This is a genomic window from Paenibacillus sp. J31TS4 (genome assembly GCF_018403265.1).
GTDB lineage: Bacteria > Bacillota > Bacilli > Paenibacillales > NBRC-103111 > J31TS4.
In genome coordinates this window covers 1020405-1038431 of the sequence record NZ_BOSI01000001.1, presented here as the reverse complement: position 1 = coordinate 1038431, position 18027 = coordinate 1020405, and the positions used below count along the sequence as shown (strand labels likewise).

Annotated in this window: 12 protein-coding genes, 1 pseudogene and 1 riboswitch; of the genes and pseudogenes, 7 read left to right on the top strand and 6 right to left on the bottom strand. The window is 60.3% G+C overall.

Annotated features, from left to right (window positions below):
• The first annotated feature begins 218 nt into the window (after positions 1–218).
• A complete protein-coding gene (locus KJS47_RS04765; protein ID WP_213523242.1) occupies positions 219–1043 on the top strand; it encodes an alpha/beta fold hydrolase in 825 nt (274 codons plus the stop codon).
• A gap of 183 nt (positions 1044–1226) precedes the next feature.
• Here the strand turns inward: KJS47_RS04765 and KJS47_RS04760 are convergent.
• The 5 genes and pseudogenes from KJS47_RS04760 to KJS47_RS04740 form a co-directional block, all read right to left on the bottom strand.
• A pseudogene (locus KJS47_RS04760) lies at positions 1227–1457 on the bottom strand (Bax inhibitor-1/YccA family membrane protein); the annotation flags it as partial.
• Positions 1417–1776 (bottom strand): hypothetical protein, encoded by a 360-nt coding sequence (locus tag KJS47_RS04755; protein WP_213523238.1) that lies wholly within the window; start codon positions 1774–1776, stop codon positions 1417–1419. The pseudogene KJS47_RS04760 and the gene KJS47_RS04755, both read right to left, overlap by 41 nt.
• A 252-nt stretch (positions 1777–2028) precedes the next feature.
• Positions 2029–2739, bottom strand: coding sequence for a PIG-L deacetylase family protein (locus tag KJS47_RS04750; protein WP_213523236.1), 711 nt, complete (start codon positions 2737–2739; stop codon positions 2029–2031).
• A 5-nt stretch (positions 2740–2744) separates the two neighbouring features.
• Positions 2745–3710 carry a GNAT family N-acetyltransferase gene (locus KJS47_RS04745; protein ID WP_213523234.1) on the bottom strand — a complete coding sequence of 322 codons (966 nt, stop codon included), beginning with the start codon at positions 3708–3710 and terminating at the stop codon, positions 2745–2747.
• A 340-nt stretch (positions 3711–4050) separates the two neighbouring features.
• Entirely contained in the window at positions 4051–6168 is a 2118-nt protein-coding gene (locus KJS47_RS04740) for an LTA synthase family protein (RefSeq protein ID WP_213523232.1), read from the bottom strand.
• A 361-nt stretch (positions 6169–6529) separates the two neighbouring features.
• Positions 6530–6629, top strand: a riboswitch (purine riboswitch).
• Between the two features lie 99 nt (positions 6630–6728).
• On the opposite strand from KJS47_RS04740, the gene KJS47_RS04735 reads away from it, so the two are divergent.
• The 3 genes from KJS47_RS04735 to KJS47_RS04725 all read left to right on the top strand — a co-directional run bounded on the left by KJS47_RS04735 (position 6729) and on the right by KJS47_RS04725 (position 11019).
• A complete protein-coding gene (locus KJS47_RS04735; protein ID WP_213523230.1) occupies positions 6729–8162 on the top strand; it encodes an NAD(P)/FAD-dependent oxidoreductase in 1434 nt (477 codons plus the stop codon).
• Between the two features lie 199 nt (positions 8163–8361).
• Positions 8362–9459, top strand: coding sequence for a YheC/YheD family endospore coat-associated protein (locus tag KJS47_RS04730; protein WP_213523228.1), 1098 nt, complete (start codon positions 8362–8364; stop codon positions 9457–9459).
• A gap of 426 nt (positions 9460–9885) precedes the next feature.
• Positions 9886–11019, top strand: coding sequence for a PQQ-binding-like beta-propeller repeat protein (locus KJS47_RS04725; RefSeq protein ID WP_213523226.1), 1134 nt, complete (start codon positions 9886–9888; stop codon positions 11017–11019).
• A gap of 76 nt (positions 11020–11095) precedes the next feature.
• Here KJS47_RS04725 and KJS47_RS04720 read toward each other — a convergent pair whose 3' ends face one another.
• The gene (locus tag KJS47_RS04720; RefSeq protein ID WP_213523224.1) at positions 11096–12496 is read right to left on the bottom strand and encodes a M23 family metallopeptidase; all 1401 of its coding nucleotides are present in this window, start codon (positions 12494–12496) and stop codon (positions 11096–11098) included.
• A gap of 287 nt (positions 12497–12783) precedes the next feature.
• Here KJS47_RS04720 and KJS47_RS04715 point away from each other — a divergent pair, with 287 nt between their 5' ends.
• The 3 genes from KJS47_RS04715 to KJS47_RS04705 are packed head-to-tail and all read left to right on the top strand — an operon-like array spanning position 12784 to position 17753.
• A complete protein-coding gene (locus KJS47_RS04715; RefSeq protein WP_213523222.1) occupies positions 12784–14298 on the top strand; it encodes an extracellular solute-binding protein in 1515 nt (504 codons plus the stop codon).
• A gap of 12 nt (positions 14299–14310) precedes the next feature.
• A complete protein-coding gene (locus KJS47_RS04710; protein WP_213523220.1) occupies positions 14311–16158 on the top strand; it encodes a cache domain-containing sensor histidine kinase in 1848 nt (615 codons plus the stop codon).
• Positions 16155–17753, top strand: a complete 1599-nt coding sequence (locus tag KJS47_RS04705) for a response regulator transcription factor (protein ID WP_213523218.1) — start codon at positions 16155–16157, stop codon at positions 17751–17753. Before KJS47_RS04710 ends, KJS47_RS04705 begins: the two co-directional genes overlap by 4 nt.
• The last annotated feature ends 274 nt before the right edge of the window (positions 17754–18027 follow it).

Sequence of the window (18027 nt, the reverse complement as noted above, 5' to 3'; positions counted from 1 at the left end):
TGGCTCTCCTTGGTTCGAATCGCCGGGGGCGAGGGAATAGGAACGCTTGTTTCGGATTCTCCTGCTACTTTAGTCAATCGGGAGCGGCGCGTCAACGGTTAAATTCCGCCGCCGTCCGGGGCAGGGGGACGTAGCTCATCCGCCTGGCTGAGCCGCCTCCGGGACGAGCCAAGCGGCCGCGAACAGAAGGTTCAACAGAACAGGATGGGGGATGACGGATGAAGGAGTGGCACGGAAACGGGAAGAGGCTGTCTTACAAGGAGGTTGGAGAGGGGAAACCTCTGCTGGTGCTGCACGGCACCGGCTACGATCACCGAAGCATGGAGCGGCTATTGGAGCCCGTGTTCGAGGGGCGGCCAGGCTGGAGACGGCTGTACGTGGACCTGCCGGGGATGGGCGAGACGCCTGCGGCGGGGTTCACGAACAGTGCGGAGATCGTCGACGCGCTCCTTGCATTTCTGGACGAACGGGCACCGGGGGAGCGGGCGGCGCTGACCGGGTATTCGTTCGGCGGCTATCTGCTGCGGGGCATCGCAGGCTTGCGGGGGGTGGCGCTCGCCGGGCTGTTCTTCCTCTGTCCGGTCGTCGGCCGGCAGAGGACGAATCTGCCCGAGCTTCGGCCCGATCCGCCCGGCGAGGAGCTGCTTGCGGCGATGACGCCGGACGAGGCGAGACGGTTCGCCGGCAAAACGGTGACGCCGACGCTTGAGCTGCTGGAGCGGTTTCGGGCGTGCATCTTCCCGGCGCAGGACATGGCCGATGCCCGCTTCCTGACCGGCCTCAAGCGGACGGGCGGTTATTGGCTGCCGGAGGAGCAGGAGCGAGGGCCTGAACAATTGGACGTGCCGGTCGGGATCGTCTGTGGCCGGCAGGACCAGATCGTGGGCTATTCGGATGCGGCCCGGCTGCTGGACCAGTTTCCGCATGCTTCGTATGCCGTCCTCGACAAGGCAGGCCACCATGCGTTCCTCGAAAAAGAGACGCTGGTCCGCGCGCATTTCCTCGACTGGCTTGACCGGATGGAGGCAGAGAAAGCGCGGTAGACGGCAGCGAACCGGCAGCGGCTGCCTTCCGAAGCCGGCCGGCTGCGCCGGAAGGCTGGTGCGGGATGATCAATAGGAGCGAACATGAAGCGGGGCTGTCCCTGGTCGTCAACGCTGACGACCGGGACAGCCTCGTCTTTGGTATGCGTGCCCGCCGGGAGGATGCGGCTGGCACGGGAGGCTTCACTTCCGTTTGTGGGCCATGAGGCGCGCGAGCAGATGCAGAATCTCCAGATAGAGCCAAACGAGGGTTACAAGTAGAGCGAAAGCGCCGTACCACTCCATATACCGGGGTGTACCCGGTCCAGCCATCCGCTCGATCGTATCGAAGTCGAGGACCAGATTAAGCGACGCGATGAACATGAGGCAAGCACTAAGCAGGATACCGACTAAGCCGCCCTCGTGAACATAAGGACGCTCGGGAGACGGAAGCGGAGAGCAGGAAGACAAGCCCCGTCCACGGGAGGCTCCAAACGAGCGAGCGGAGCAGCGAGACCCAGGTGCCGCCCTCCATCCAGACGATCAGGCCTCCGATCGCGAAGAGGAGGAAAGAGCACACCGGCGCAAGCTCCAGCAGCTCGTTCCACAGCCGGTTTCGTCTCCCGGGCCGGCAAGCCTTGCAGCCCTCGGCTTCCGATGATACGGGAGCGGAGCAATGCCTGCTGCGGATCTCGAGCGGATGCCCGGCGGCGGTGCCGCAGCCGGCACAGGCGAGCGTCGGTTGGATGGACATAAGTCTCCTTTCGTCCTTCCCCGCCTTGGCTCCCGGACATGCGGGAGAGCTGAGAACAGGACAGGATAAATCTGGAAGTTGTGTTCCGTTCCCTTTACCCACAACCCTGTCGTTTGAAACTAACAAAAAAACCGCTCCTTCGCGATAGCGAAGAAGCGGTTCACAGAATATGCTCCACTTAGGAGGACGGCTTCGTCCTTACGGCTGGCCCGGGACGGCTCGTCCGCCTGAGAGGAAGCCGGCTTCCGCCGTCTATTCCAGCCATTGCTGGCGCTTGCGCAGGCCGCCGCGCGGCACCATGAACGCCTGTGCCCGCTTGAAGCCGACCGGAGCGCCGCGCACGATCGTCAGTGCCTTGTAATACTCAATGAACGGAAAACCTGACGTTTCTCCGCGGGCATAGGCATACTCGTGCATCGCCTTTACCCACAGCTCGTACGCTTCCTCGGGAATGTCGATGAACACTTCGGGATCGAAGTCATACGGGTCTTCCCAGTTGTCCGCATAGTAGAGCTTGCGGGCAAAGTGGGCCGGCAGCTCCCTCTCAATCGTTTTGAGGGCCGCATAGAAATGGGCGTCCTGCACGATCAGGTGGCAGTTAGCGTGGTCCTTGTGCATGCTCTCGCGCCAGTGGGTGATGATAATGTCCGGCTTCACCTCACGGATGACGTCGGCAACCTCGTACTTCACCTTCTCGTCGACCGGAAGATCCGCATCGCTGTAATTCAGGAACCGGACGTCCGCCCCGACGATATCGGCGAACCGGTGGGCTTCCTCGATCTTTTGCTTGCGGTATTCTTCGGGAGAGAGCCGCGGATGGCCCTTCTCTCCGGGGGTCAGGTGCAGGAAGGTCGCTTTGTGGCCCTCTTGGGTGTACTTGGCGATGACGGCTCCGGCGGTCAGATCCAGGTCGCCCGCGTGGGCGCCGATGGCCAAAATATGCTGCTTCTTCTCTTCGCTCATGCTCATCAGTCTCCTTTGAGCGTCTTCGCCATGACCCGGAACGTGCGGGTGACGGCAAAGCCGGTTTTTTTATACAGATAGCCGGCGGGTGTCGTTTCTCCGGTCCACAGGAACCAGGCTCCGTGCAGGCCTTGTGCGCGCATCGCGTGCAGGCAGTCGTGCAGAAGGATCTTGCCGAGTCCCTTGCCCTGCTGGCCAGGGTCCACGCCGAACGGGCCGAACCGCTCGGGCACCATCTCATAGCCTCCGTGCAGGCAAAAGCCGACGAGCGTGCCGCCGTCGAATGCAAGGAAAATCCGGCTGAGCGGAATGCCCTGCAGGACGCCCTCACGAATGGCCCGTCCCCAATCCGGATTGAACGTTTCGTTCGCGAAGCGGATCAGACCCGGCAGGTCCCCGTCTTCGGCCTGGCGGAAGCGGTAGCCCTCCTGCTCGCGCAGCTTCTTCAGCTCTTGTACGTCTTCGGGCATTCGGTACCCGACCAGCGAATAGTCCATGGCGACCGGCGAGTAAAGCCGTGTGAAGCCGGCTCGCTCGAGGAAGGGCATCCCTTCGGGGTAAGCGCCTTCATCAAGGCCGGGGACTATGTAGTTGGGCGCGTACGAAGCGAAGAAGATTTTTTTGCGGTTCTGGGCGGCGAGGAACGCGACGGCTTCGTCCATCAGCCGGGTGCCGATGCCGCGGCGACGGTAAGACGAGTCCACGAAGAAGAAAGGGATCCAGCCGTTATCCGGCTCCAGATCGGTGCCGGCCATAGGAAGCAGGCGCCGGACCGCATAGACACAGCCGACGATCCGCTCCCCGTCCAGGGCGATCCGCAGCCCTTCGGGATCGAAGTTGGCGTCGAGCAGGACGAGGTTGCGAAAACGGACAGGGGTAAGCGGATCCTGAACAAGACAGCGGTTCCACAAGTCGACAAGCTGCCGCTCGTCGCCGGGAACGTACGACCGGGTTTGCAGATTCTGCGTCATAGGTCGCCTCCAAAATGGAAAGAATGTATTCGGTTTCAACACCTTCATTATACTCGCATGAAATAATATTTCAACGTTTTTGTCCAGGTGTAAATATTTGTTTCAAAAGAGGACTCCGGGCTATGTTTCCGGCTGTGTCAGCACAAGAAAAAGCGCCTCGCCGCAGCGAAGCGCATTCCCGTCAGAAAGACGGCTTTGCTTAGTCCTCGTCCTCCCATTTGCGGGAGTAGGCGAGCTTGGTGACGTAGATGGTCAGGCCGCAAATGAGCGCGACACACAGGAAGCTGATGACATAAGTTGTCGTCATGGCGGGGAGGCATCCTTTCGGGCGTAATGCCGTCTATTGTACCATAGCGGGACGCGCCGTCCAGACGTTCGACTCGGCGATGACCGTCTCCTTGCTGTCCGCCAGACGGATCTGCACCTCCCAGGAGGGACTCTTGGCGACCTCTTTGGACAAGGTAACGAGCACCGCGCGTTCGTTTTCCCACTTTGTGTCCTGCGGCTTGCCGTTCACAAAGACGACGCCAAGGGGCGGCAGGTTTGTTCCTTCCACCCGGAGCACTGTTCCTTCGCTGCCGGAGTCGGCGGATGCCCGCTCCGCCTTCTCGATCGACAGAGGACCGAAGCCGAGCGTATAGTTGGGATCCATGATCCGGTCCTTGAGATCCCCCATCGCGATTTGGCTGCCGAACAGACTGTCGTTCTGCAGCGCCTCGTAGTCCTTCAGCTCGTTCTCGGCGATGCCCATGCTCTCATAATAGTCTTTGGGCGGAATGACAGGCACCTTGGCCGCCAGCCGGCCGAGGAAGTCGGTATAGGAGCTGCCGGGCAGGCCGGCCAGCTTCAGCACGTAAGGGCCGAGGAAAGAGGGGCTGAAATTCAGCTCTTCCTTCGGGCTGTGCAGGTAATTGTTCCAGACGACGACCGGCACTCGGAACATTTTGTTCAGCTCGTCGGAATCGTTCTTGGCCAGGTAACCGGCGTCCCGGTAAACGGCATAATCGTCTCCGAGGAACGGCAGATGGTCGCCGAAAAAGACGACAATCGTTGGCTCGTCAAGGGCGCTGTAGTAGTCGACAAGCTGCCTTAGCATACGATCCGCAGCTGCCGCTCCCTCGGCGTACGTCTCCAGCTGACCGCGCGAGGAAGCCGTGATGGGCCCTTCGGCTTTGAAGGAGTTCTTCTCAAATTTGCCCGGAAAGTAATGGAAGTGGTTTTCCATCGTGTTGGCGAACACAAAATCCGGTCCCGGCGTCTTGGCCGTTTCTCCGATAATGAGGTTCGCGACCTCACGGTCCGCCAGATACGGACCTTCGTAGACCGGCTTGAAGAACTCCATGCTGATAAATTTGGAGAAGCCCAGGTACTCGTATACCTTGCGGCTGTTGAAGTACCAGTTGTGAAACGGGCTGATGGCGGCAGTCGAATAGCCCTGCCGGTGAAGGATGCTGGCGAGCGAGTCCACCCCCCGGCCAATGTACTGGTTGTAGGCGATCGAGCCTTGGGGCAGGAACCTCATCGAATGGCCGGTGAGCACCTCGAATTCCACATTAGCGGTTCCGCCTCCGAATTGAGGAGAGAGCATCCAGCCGCCGGTTCCGGACGCCAACAGGGAGTGGAAGAACGGAATCGGATCCTGGCTGAAGCGTACGCTCGGCAGCAGGGTCGGATCCCAGAACGACTCGCTGAGCACGACCACGATATTGGGACGCGGCCGATCGGCTGCGGCCGCGGCGGCAGGACGTGCCGCATCTTCGAGAAGAGCGCTGATCCGTCCGGGATCGACCGCCGCCCCGGGGCCATCAATCAGGACATGCGTATTCAAAAGCGTGGCAAAGGCGAGGCCGTTCGTCCGGACGTGAGACGCTTGGTTGTCGGAGAGCGGCTGGAGATGAAGTGCGGTCCGCAGTCCAGTCGGCTGACCCGAATACAGTCCAAGAATTGCAACGCCCGAGACGGCCAGCAGGACGGCGCGTGTCCGCATGCCGAGCCGGCTCGGCCGGTACGGAGCCCGGGAGAGGAGAGCGAAGCTGCCGGCGAGAAACAACAGCAAGGCCGAGACGGTATGAAGCGAGAAAATATTGCGGATATAAGGAAGCAGCTCCTTGGTCTCGCCCGTCAGCACGAAATCCCAGGGAAGGAGCGGGACGCCGAGCATCTTCAGCTTGATGCCGCTGATGAGCGACAGGGCGGCCAGCAGAAGGGAAAGCGCCCAGTAGGCGGGGCGCAGCCGGCCCAGGACGGCGGCAAGCAGCAGAAGCAAGGAATAGACGAGCAGCGTATTGACGAGCAGGGCCGGCAGCCGCTGCACCGACCAGGCGGCGGTTTCCGTCCAGGAGCTTCGGCTCAGCAGCTCCGTCAGAACGACGAGCCAGAAGGCCAGAACGGCCCAACCCGCATAGATTCGGGTGGGACCGAGCAGGCGGGCTGCGCGGCGCGTAAGATTGGCAAGCATGAAGGTACTCCTTTGCGTGGAAGGATATGGAAGAAAAAAAGTGGTTTCATTATAGCAAACTGCGGGACGTTGGAAAAGCGCTTTCATGAAGAGGTTAAGGATTATGATGGAACAGGGGAATGCAAGAGAAGTTCCGCCGAACAGAGGAACAATCAAACTCCACAAAAACCGAACGTTCGTGATTTAAGATAACAAAGTGTATGGAAAATCCGAAATTTAATGTTGTTAATTTGCAACAATCGACAATAACAACAGAAAAAGACGAACGTTAGTCTGTTGACAGACGCTTGCTATTCGGGTAAGATGAACCTGCAAGCCGAAAGGGCTACGCGGAGGCCTGACAAGGCCAACGGGACAACTGAATCCGCAAGATCCGCCGTATCGTATATCCTCAATAGACAAGGCTTGAGGGTTTCTACAAGGAGCCGTGAATCCTAACTACGACCGGGTACCTGAGCGTACCCTGAGATCAGTTGGGATTTTTTGTTGTGCTGCGGGCCTTTCGGTCCGCTTGAGCACGGCCGGGGTTCAGCAGACGAGGCAAACGGGAGGAATAGAGAATGAATGCGAATTACGATTTGATTATAGTGGGGGCCGGTCCGGCCGGGATCTTCGCAGCATACGAAATGACGGTCAAGCGTCCGGGGGCGCGCGTGCTGCTCGTGGATAAGGGGCACGACATCTATCGGCGCTCTTGCCCGATTCTGGAGGAGAAGATCAAGCTCTGTCCGCCCGCGGCGGGCAAGAAGGAATTCGCCGGCTGCCTGCCGGCATGCTCGATTACGGCGGGCTTCGGAGGCGCCGGCGCCTACAGCGACGGCAAGTTCAACATTACAACCGAATTCGGTGGATGGATGACCGACTACCTTTCGCCGTCCCGGGTGCTGGAGCTGATCCGGTATGTCGACGGAATTAATCTGGCTCATGGCGCGACGCCGGCCATCACTGACCCTACCACCGAGGCCATCCGCTCGATCGAGCAGCGCGGCTACGCGGCGGGGCTCAAGCTTCTGCGCGCCCAGGTCCGCCATCTCGGGACCGAGCAGAATCTGGAGATTTTGAAGTCGATTTATGAATATTTGAAGAGTCGGGTTGACATGCAGTTCAAGGCGGAGGTCGCCGACATCGTCACGGTCAAGGAGGGCGACCGCCACCGGGTGACGGGAATCGAAATGAAAAATGGAGACCGGTACGAGAGCAGGCAGGTGCTGATCGCCCCGGGACGGGACGGGTCGGCCTGGCTGACCGGCATCCTCAAGAAGCGCCGGCTCAAGATGTACAACAACCAGGTGGACGTGGGAGTCCGCGTCGAGACGTCCGATGTGGTCATGCGTGAGATCAACGAGCATCTGTACGAGGGCAAATTCATCTTCAATACGTCGGTCGGCACCCGGGTAAGGACGTTCTGCAGCAATCCGTCCGGGCACGTGGTGGTCGAGAATCACAGCGGCGTCATGGCGGCGAACGGACACTCGTACAAAGACCCAGCGCTCGGCTCCAGCAACACGAATTTCGCTCTGCTCGTCTCTCACAAATTCACCGAGCCGTTCGACAAGCCGAACGAGTACGCGCGAGAGCTGTGCAAGCGGGCGAACGATCTGTCGAGCGGGGGCGTTATTGTGCAGAAGTACGGAGACATCCAGCGGGGACGCCGGTCCACGCCAGCGCGGATCAAGGAAGGCTTCCTGGAGCCGACGCTGAAGGAAGCTGTCCCGGGCGATCTCGGCCTGGTGCTTCCTTACAACACGATGAAGAGTCTCATAGAGATGGTGGAAGCGCTGGATCACGTGACGCCCGGCATCGCTTCGGAGCATACGCTGTTCTACGGCGTGGAGGCCAAGTTCTATTCCGCCCGGCCCAAGCTGACCGAGTCGTTCGAGACGGAGATTGCGGGCCTGTACTGCGGAGGAGACGGCGCCGGCATTACGCGCGGGCTTGCCCAGGCGGGGGCCGCGGGCGTCTGGGTCGCTCGCCAGGTCATCGAGCGTTTGTAGCGCCGTAATGGCAGCAGGTGGGGCGCCGAACCAGCCGAAGGCGCGGCACGCTGCGCGGTATGGCCCTCTACCGGTCAATTTCCGTGCGGTTGGGGCGAAGCGAATGGCCCAGCCTCGCCTAAGAAGAACGGACCGGCACCGCCTTCCTTCCGGATGAATAGGATGTAGCCTATGTCGGAATGGAAGGGAAGTTGCCTCAATGAAGAACCAGCCGGTCGTCGGCATCCTGACCTATCGCAACGGGAACCGGTTCAACGAGCCAAGACTGTTCCGCGATTTCGTCAAAGAAGGCCAGGACCTAGGGATAACCGTATTTTTGTTTGCCCACAACGATGTGATGCCGAAGAAAAAGCTGATCCGCGGCTTCGTCCCCGTCAAAGGGGGAGGCTTCGAGCCCAAGCTGTTTCCCTGGCCGGATGTGGTCATCGACCGGTGCCGGAAATGGTCGCCGGGATTTACGGAGATGAGGCGCAAGCCGTATTTTCCCTATACGAGCCATAAATTTACGAGGAAATGGAAGGCGATGGAGCTGTTCGCTTCCGAGCCGAGCCTCAAAAAGTGGATTCCCAAGACGAAGACGTATTCGCCCGAAGCGTTCCGCTCGCTGATCGGGGAATTCCCGATTGTGTACGTCAAGCCGGGCAACGGAACGGGAGGCAGCGGAGTCGTACGGGTGTCCCGGGAGAGCGAAGGCTACCGGATCGCGGCACGGACGCGCAGCATGAAGACGGTGACGGTTCACCGGTTCTCTACCCAGGGGGACGTCATCCGCTGGCTGGACCGGTGGGTGAACAGCCAGAGCATCCGCGGCTGCCATTTCATGGCGCAGCAGGGTCTCGATCTCGCTCTGATCCCGGACCGCGTGTCCGATGTACGCCTGCTCATCCAGAAGACCGGACAGGGCAAATGGGACGTTACCGGTCTCGCCTTAAGAGCGGGGGGCAAGAACAGCCCTACAAGCAATCAGATCTTCAACAACGGCGGCAAGGTGTATAACTTCGATTCTTTCATGACCGAGAGGTTCGGCCGGTCGAAGGCCGCCGAGATCCGGGAGGAATGCGAGGCGCTCGGCCATGAGATCGTACGGGTGATCGAGAGCAAGTTCGGCTCGATGTTGGAGTTCGGGCTTGATCTCGGGGTCGACGTGAACGGCGATGTCTGGCTGATCGAGGTGAATCCGAAGCCGGCGCACGATACGTTCCTCAAGTCGGGGGACGACGATATCTATCGCAAATCGATCCGCCGGCCGCTCCAGTACGCCGTTCACCTGGCTCGCTCCTCCAAGCGGAACGAGTAGCGGCAAGGCTCGAACCGGCGTGAGCCGAGGGCGGCAAGCCGGGAGCGCCGGTTTACAGAACGGCGGGGAGCTTGACGGCGGCTTAGGCTAACAGCGCTCGCGGAAGCTCAGGCGACGGCTCGGGCTAAGCAGAGGAACGGAAGCTCGGGCGACGGCTCAGGCTAGCGCGGAGGCACGGAAGCCCGATCGGCGCGCAAGCACGCTGCGGCACAAGCAAGCCGGTGGTAGGGGACCGACGTTCCCACGCCCCGGCTTGCCAGCCGCCTTATGGATGCCGAGCCGTGGAAAAGCTCGTCTGCAGCTGATCCTTCCCGGGTGTGCCGGAGAACGATTGGGGCGCCGGTATTGACGGGGGAAGCTGGGCGGGGGATAATGAATGGTAATTTTTACAGCCTAGTTATTCATGACCCAAGGAGTGAAGTCGTTTTGAAAGCAAAAGTTTTAACGGGATTGCTGGCGGTATCCGTGCTGGCAGCCTGCTCCAACACAGACGGAAGCAAAACCGCGCAAACCGCGCCTTCCGTCCAGCCGCCTGCATCTGCCGCCCCATCGCCTTCTGCAACGCCCAAGACGTACGAGAAGGTAACGGTCGGGGACTTTACGCAGGAGAAAGTGATTACGAAGGAGTATATCGTCCCTTCGACTTACAAAAAATTCTTCGCCGCTTCGGAAGCGGGTCCGCTCGTACCCGGCCTGCAGCAAGGGATCATTCCGCAGGGGATGACCTACCTGAAGGAGAAGAATTGGCTGATCATTTCGTACTACCGCGACGATAAACAGCCCAGCCTGGTGTCGGTGACGGATCTGAACACGGGCAAGCTCATAAAAACTCTTAAGCTCTACAGTACCGATTCCACCCCTTATACCGGACATGCCGGGGGCGTGACAGTAAGCGGCAAGCATCTGTGGGTCGGCTCGGACAGCAAGGTGTACCAAATCGACCTGGCCGATCTCGAGAAAGCGCAGGACGGGGGCAAGCTCGTCTTCAAGAACATCTTCCCGACCGAAGCCAAGGCGTCTTATGTCGTCTATGCCGATGGCATTCTGTGGGTAGGAGAATATGCGGACGGAACGGATTATCCGACCAGCGAGACCCATTACCTCAAGAACTCCGAGAATAAGACGAACAAGGCGTGGGCGGCCGGCTACAAGCTGGACTCGGCCACGGATTCGATCGCCCAGACCCAGCAGAAAGGGTCGGACGGCAAGCTCATCCCCGACGTGATTCTGTCGACGCCGGACAAGATCCAGGGAATGGAGCTGTTCCAGGGCGAGTTCGTGCTCAGCCAGTCCGGAGGGCGGTCGAACGACAGCCTGCTCATCACCTATCCCAACCCGCTGAAGGACAAGCCGTTTACGGAGGTGACCATCGGCTCGGTTCAGGTGCCGGTTCACATGTTTGACGGCAAGAATAAGAAGGAAGCGATCATCGTGCCTCCGATGACGGAAGGAATCGTCGCGCGCGACAAGCAGCTCGGCATCCTGTTCGAATCCGGGGCGGAGAAGTACCGGAACGGCTCGTTCCCGCTGGACGAGGTCTACTGGTTCAGCAAGCAATAGGCAGCCGTTCGGGTGCATCAAAAAGCCGCTGTTCGTTAATGAACAGCGGCTTTTTTGATGTCTTATGGACCCTCTGCTATTCGGTCTTGGTCGGGGCTGCCGGTGTACCCCAATGAAACGGCGTCGTCTGAAAAAATAAATTTGGGTTCACCGGAATGTTGTGGGCCCAGAAGGCAAAGTGGAGGTGGGGGCCGGTCGAGAAGCCGGTCGTCCCGACTAGACCGATGATGTCGCCCCGTTTGACGGAATCTCCGGTCTTCACGCGCAGCTCCGACAGATGGGCGTACTGGGAGAACAGGCCCATGCCATGGTCAAGATAGATCGTATTGCCGGTCAAGTACAGCGAATCGGCCAGTGCGACGACTCCGTCGTTGGTCGCCTGGATCGGCGTTCCCTCCTTGGCGGCGAGATCGATCGCCATGTGCGAGCTGTCGTACTTGCCGTTGACGTACCGCGTATGGCCGAACGGGGTCGTCAGAATTCCCTCGATCGGCTGTACGAACGGAGCGGACCCGGGTACAAACTCGGGACGGGACACGCTGCGAGCCTGGTCGATCCGCTTCTGGTCGGCCTGGATCCGCTGAGTATCCTGCTTCATGCTCTCCATTTGCTTGGTAACCTGGAGATGCTGGGTATCGAACGTCTTGGCTTTGATAGTCAGCTCGGCGTCTCCAACCGGATATCGGCCCGGCTTTGTCTGCATGGGGACCGGCAGATAGGTGAAGAAGCCGTCTCCGTAAGGCTGCAGCTTGTACGTCCTGCCCTGCCACTGCAGCTCGCCGCTCTCCCGGCTGCGAATGAGTACGACGTCGCCGGGAGACGCTGCGGCCGGCAGCAGCGACCAGGACGCTTCCATCATCCGCAGGGCGGCGTCCGGCGATGCATACAGAGCCCGTTCCATAGCCGTTAATTCCAATCGCCGCTTTTCCTGCTGCATTGCCTCACGCAGCTCAGGCGTGAAACGGCTGTGCCAGGTGGCTCCGCCGTCCGCCGTTACCAGAATAGGCTGAGGCAGCTCCGCGGCGTCTCCCACCAGCGCCCAGCCGAGCTTCGGCGTCACAAACTGGGACTGCTTGACCGGATAGGTTTTGCCATCCGCCGCTGCCGTCGTCAGGACGGGCTGAACGATGACCGGCTGTTCGTCGGCAGAGGGGGAGGCGGATGGTTCCACTCCCGCCGGCGCCTCCAGCCAGGTCTCACCGCCGTCTCCGGTTATCAGCAGCCGATCGGGATACAGCATCCAGCCGTTGTCCAGATCCGCCATATGGAACGCCTCCGGCTCCGGACGCGCCGGTGCCGAGATGGCAGCTGTCGTCCCAGGGCTGTCGGGGGTTACCTTCGGGCGGAGCCCCCATTTCTCCCCCATTCCGGCTGCATAAGCCGCCGCCGCAAGGACGACAGCGGTCCCCATCAGCCAGATCAGGCGTGCCCGGGAGGGCCGCGGCCGACGTTCCGGCCGCTCGTAAAGCGGTTCCATCTCCTTCAGCTCCCTTCTTGCCTCGCGGCCTACGCCGCTCCGTTGTTGTCTTGTCCCCATCATAAGGGATGAGCGGACAGATGGCTAGAGAAGAGTACGGGACGTGCGGGAGGGCAGGGGAGGGGGGGAGGCAGAGTCTACCGAGGCGGTATGTTAACGGAATCTCCCTGGATTAGCGCCGGCTGGATATTCAATTTTTCTGCAAAATTTGATAAACTTTATTCATCTGTATGACTGTAACCGTTTTCTTGGAATGGCTTCGCTATTCGCGGAAAGGAAGTACGAGAATGAACGTTAGAAACAGGACGGCCTGGGCGGCCGTCTCGGCCGCGGCCGCCTTCCTCTCCGCCGGATGCCTCTCGCCGGCGCCCTCCTCTCCTTCGGGCGATGCGGGCACCGCCGCCGGCAAGACCGACACGGTGACCATTCTGATCAACAGCTTGGGCTTAACCTTTCCTAACGGACTGGACGAGAATAATAATCCGTATCTGGATTATATAGAGAAGGGAGCGGGACTTGACGTCAAGGTCATTCTCCCTCCTCTGGAGGGGTATGGCGAGAAGCTGAACATGATCATGAGCTCGGGCAACACTCCGGATATGATCAGCGCCTTCGACGACGCCTGGGTCGCTAACTATGCCCGGCAGAACGCGCTTTTGCCTTTGGACGAGTTGATCGACAAGTTCGGACCCGATCTGAAGAAGAAAATTCCGAAAGAGGCCTGGGAAAGCGTCACGTACGACGGCAAAATTTACGCCATTCCCAGCATGAACGAGATCAAAGGGATCGAGCTGATGTACGCCCGCAAGGATTGGCTGGACCGGCTCGGCCTGAAACCCCCTCGGACGCTGGACGAGTATTACCAGGTAATCCGAGCCTTTGCTCAGGACGATCCGGACGGCAATGGCAAGCAGGATACGGTCGGCCTCGTTATGACAGAGAATTTGGGCCGGTCCGCTCCGTTCTTCGGCGCGTTCGGCGTTCAGCTCAACCAGTGGGTCGAGCGGGACGGCAAGCTGGTTTATGCCAATATCCTGCCCGAGATGCGGGAGGCGCTGCAGTTCATGAACCGGTTGTACCGGGAGAAGCTGCTAGATCCCGAATTCCCGCTCAACAAGAAGAAGTATATGGAAGAGAAGATTGTCTCCGGCAAGGCGGGATTGTTCTCCGCCGCCTGGTTCGACACGCGGGGACCGATCGAGGAGAACCGCAAGCTCGACCCCAAGGCGGAATGGATTCCGCTCGAATTTCCGGTCGGCCCCCGGGGAGAGAAGGGCGTCTACAGCGTGCCGCTTGCCCGCGCCTTCCAGGTGGTGCCAGCGTCGAGCAGGCGGGGGGAGCAGGTGGTGCGCCTGCTTAACTTCCTCGCGGGAGAAGGACACCGGACGGTTAAGCTAGGCTTCGAGAACGAGATCTGGAAGCGGGTTGACGGCAAGATGGTCACGAATTTTGAGGAGCATGACCGCCAGCTGTACCGGGGCATGTACTCCGCGCTGATGGACCTGGAGGAGCCGGAGATGAGCCGCGAGCGGCTGGATTCGCTGGGTGAGCGGTTCCACCTGTACGAGAACACCCAGCGGATCGACGCCAACCTGATCACCGACGCGTTCCAGGGATTGCCAACCCCGTCCATGAGCCGGTACAATGCAAAGCTCCTAGCGCTTCAGGACGTGTTCACCAAGATTGTCGTTGGCGCCGTCCCGATCACTGCATTCGATACGTATGTCGAGCGATGGAAGGCCGAGGGCGGAGACCAAATAACGAAGGAAGTCAACGAATGGTACCGGAAGGCGGACAAATGAGGGACATAGACGATGGCTAGACTGATCCGATGGCTGACCGGCCGCTTTACCGGCAACATCCAGCTCCGCTTAACCTGTTATTTTTTGCTCATCCTGCTGCCTCTTGTCGTGGTGAGCCTGTTTGCGAACGTCCGCTCCCAGCAGGTGCTTCTCGAACAGACAACCGACCGGACCAAGGGAGCGCTCGCTTCCTCAATGGATTACATCGACCTCATCTTGCAGAACGCGGAGGAGACGTCGACGATGATCGCGACGGACAGCAACCTGATCCGGCTGCTAAGCGAGTCAGACAAGGAGCTCACCCCGCAGGCGGTCGTCAACTTCTCCGAGGTGCTGAGGCAGCTGGCCAATGTTGCCTCCATCAACCACATGTTTTCCCAAATCTCGATCTACCACGCCAAGTCGGGGATGCTCGTCTCCACCGGATACGGGGGCCGCAACGTGCCGCAGCCCGAGCTGCGGGACTGGCTGAAGCGGGCGGCCAAGCAGGCGGGCACCGGATTGGTGTACAAGCTCCCCGGGGATCCCGTCAAGGTCGGCGAGACGTTCGGCGAGCTGGTCGGCGCGGACGGCGTCTCGCTCGTTCGTCCGATGGACCTGTACAATCGCGAGCGGGGGGATGACGTCCTCATCCTGACGATGAACCAGGCGAAGCTCAAGTCGCTAATTCGTTCGCTCCTTCCCTCCGAGCAGGCGAGCATCGAGCTGGTGATGCAGGATGGCCGGCAGGTCGCCGGCACCGCCGCTTCCAAGGACGAAGCGCCTGCGGCCGGAGCTGAGCCGGACGACCGCATGACGATTCAGGTCGACTCCAAGGAGTACAAATGGTCGCTCAGGATGGTCCAGCCCAAGGCTGAGCTGTATGGCGAAACGGACCGGATGCGCAATTATACGTACATCATTATCGCCGTGAGCGTCCTGCTCGCGCTGTGGATCTCCTGGACCGTCTATAGCAATATTGCCTCTCCTCTTCAGAAGCTGTCCTATGCGATGAAGAGGCTGGGCGGGGGATTCTTCGGCGTCCGGCTAGAATCGACACGCAAGGACGAGTTCGGCTACCTGATGAACGCCTTCAACCAGATGGCGGAAGAGCAGAAGCATTTGATCGAGGGCTTTTACGAGCAGCAGCTCCGGCTGGCCCAAACCGAGCTGAAGTTTCTGCAATCGCAGATCAATCCCCATTTTCTGTACAACACGCTCGATTCCATCTACTGGACAGCCAAAAACTACGAGGCAGACGAGATCAGCGAGATGGTGCTGAACCTGTCGCGGTTTTTCCGGCTCAGCCTGAACAAGGGAAGAGATGCGTTCACAGTCGAGGAGACGGTGTCGCATCTGCAGTATTACGTCCGCGTCCAGCAGCTGAGGTTTCTGGACAGCTTTGAGGCGTCCTACTCGATCGCGGACGATGCGAAGGGGGTACCGGTTCTTAAGCTGCTTCTCCAGCCGCTCGTGGAGAATGCGATTCTGCACGGCCTGGAGAACAAGCAGAGCGACGGCCGGCTCCGGATCGGTGCGGAGATAGCCGGCGGCTATCTGCAGCTGACGGTCCGGGACAACGGCTCGGGCATCCCGGAGGACCGTCTCGCCCATATCCGCCGCGAGCTGGCGCGGCTCCGAGGGAACGGCACTAAGAGGCTGTCGTTCATGGAGGAGGAGATCAAGGATCTGTACGGCATGCGCAACGTTCTGTCGCGCATGCTGATGTTTTACGGGACGAACGCCGAGCTGCTGCTCGAGAGCACGGAGGGGAGCGGCACGACGGTTACCGTCCGGCTGCCGCTTGACCGCTGCGTGAACGAATTCCGGTTCGAGCAGCCCGGTGACGTGCGGGTGATAGAGGAGGATACGGCATCATGAACTTGCTGATCGTAGAGGATGAGCACAGGCTGCGTAACAGCCTGGCCAACAATATTCCATGGGAGGAGCACGGGATCGAAGTGGTGGGCCTTGCGGCGACAGGCTCGGAGGCGGTGCAGCTGTTCCAGCGCAAAAAGCCCGACCTGCTGCTCCTGGACATTCAAATTCCGGAGATGGACGGGCTTGCTCTGGCCAGACATGTGTCGGGCCTCGACCGAAATGTGAAGATGATCATTCTGTCGGGCCACGACAATTTTGAATACGCGCAGAGCGCACTCGAGATGGGCATCTACCGATACTTGCTTAAGCCGGCAGGAGACACGGAAATTCTGCAGGCGGTGGTGGACGCCGCCGACCAGCTGAGGCGTGAACTGGACGAACGGAGAGACCGGCTGGCGATGCAGGTGAGGTGGGAGCAGCATCTGCCGGGCCTCCGTAACGACTTTCTCCGCCGCTGGCTGACGGGGCAGTTCGATCTGTCCCAAATTGTCGCTAAAAGCGCCGAGCTTCAGCTGCCGGTGCGCGAAGGGCAGCGGTTCGCTGTCGCGGTGCTGGATATGGATCCGATCGGAGAAGCGGAGACGCGCTTCGGCCCGAACGATGCGGGGCTCCTCCGCTATTCCCTGCAGCTGCTCGCCCAGGAGCTGCTGGAGGGCGACTCCTGCTGGGTGAGCGGGACCGACGAGGGCATGACCGCCCTGCTCTGCTGGGGGTACGAAGAGGAAGAGCCGAACGAGGGCCTGCTCCGGCTGCATGTAACCGTCGACCGTCTGCTGTCGCAAATCCGGGAATGCCTCAAGCTGACGGCCAGCGCGGGGATCTGCGGCTCCCTTGGAGGACCGGAAGAGGTTGGCCGCCTGTATCAGCAGGCAATGCGCGCTCTCCAAGACCGGGTCGTCTACGGGCATAACCTGGCCATCCCGTATCGCGAGGAAACGGGCGAGGAGGAGAGGCCGGTCTCCCAGCCGAATCTGGAGAAGCAGCTGGAGATTGCGCTCGAGACGGGTGAGGAAGCCAGGGCGATGGAAGCGCTGGACGAGCTGTGGAACAGCGGCATGGCGCAGGCCAAGACGATGGAGGCCGCCTATGATCATCTGCTCTACTTAAGCTCGATCCTGCTCGGAATCGTGCAGCGGGGGGGCTGGCCGATTCGCGAGGTGGCCGGGGAGGAGGCGGGTACATTCCTGCAGCTGCAGCAGCTCGCGACCAAGGAGCAGATCTATGCCTGGCTGCAGCGCATGGTCCGGCAAATCGCGGCACATAACCGGAACCAGCGCAAGTCGTCGAGCCATCAGATCGTCAAGGCGATTCTGACGATGGTGGACGAGGAGATGGATAAGGAAATTACGCTGCACACGGCGGCCGACCGGCTGTACGTCAACTCCTCGTACCTCAGCCGGCTGTTCAAGCAGGAGACCGGCAAGCCGTTCTCGCAATATGTGCTGGAGCGCAAGATGGAGCGGGCCAAGGCCGTCCTTCTGTCCGGAGCCAAAGTATATGACGCGGCGAACGTGGTCGGCTACCGCGACGTGAGCTACTTCACCAAGGTGTTTCGTAAATATTGGGGCATTACCCCCGGCGAGTGCAAGCCCTGATCCGGGATGCGTTTCCGGCAGGGAAGATAGGGAGGATCCGTCGAAAGACGGATCCTCTTTTTTGTGTTGTCGAGAGCGGATTGGCATCGGCAGGACGGCACGCGGCCGGAAGCGACGAATCCCGTGTGGGGAAGGGTCACCGGCACGGAAGACGGGTCTCCGGCAAGAAGCTATAAAACTACCAAAAAAGGTCATCGCTCTCCTGTACCGGGCCAAAAGGCCCGGCTTTACAATAAAAGAACAGCAGCCTCCCGGGCAGGGACACCACTTCATT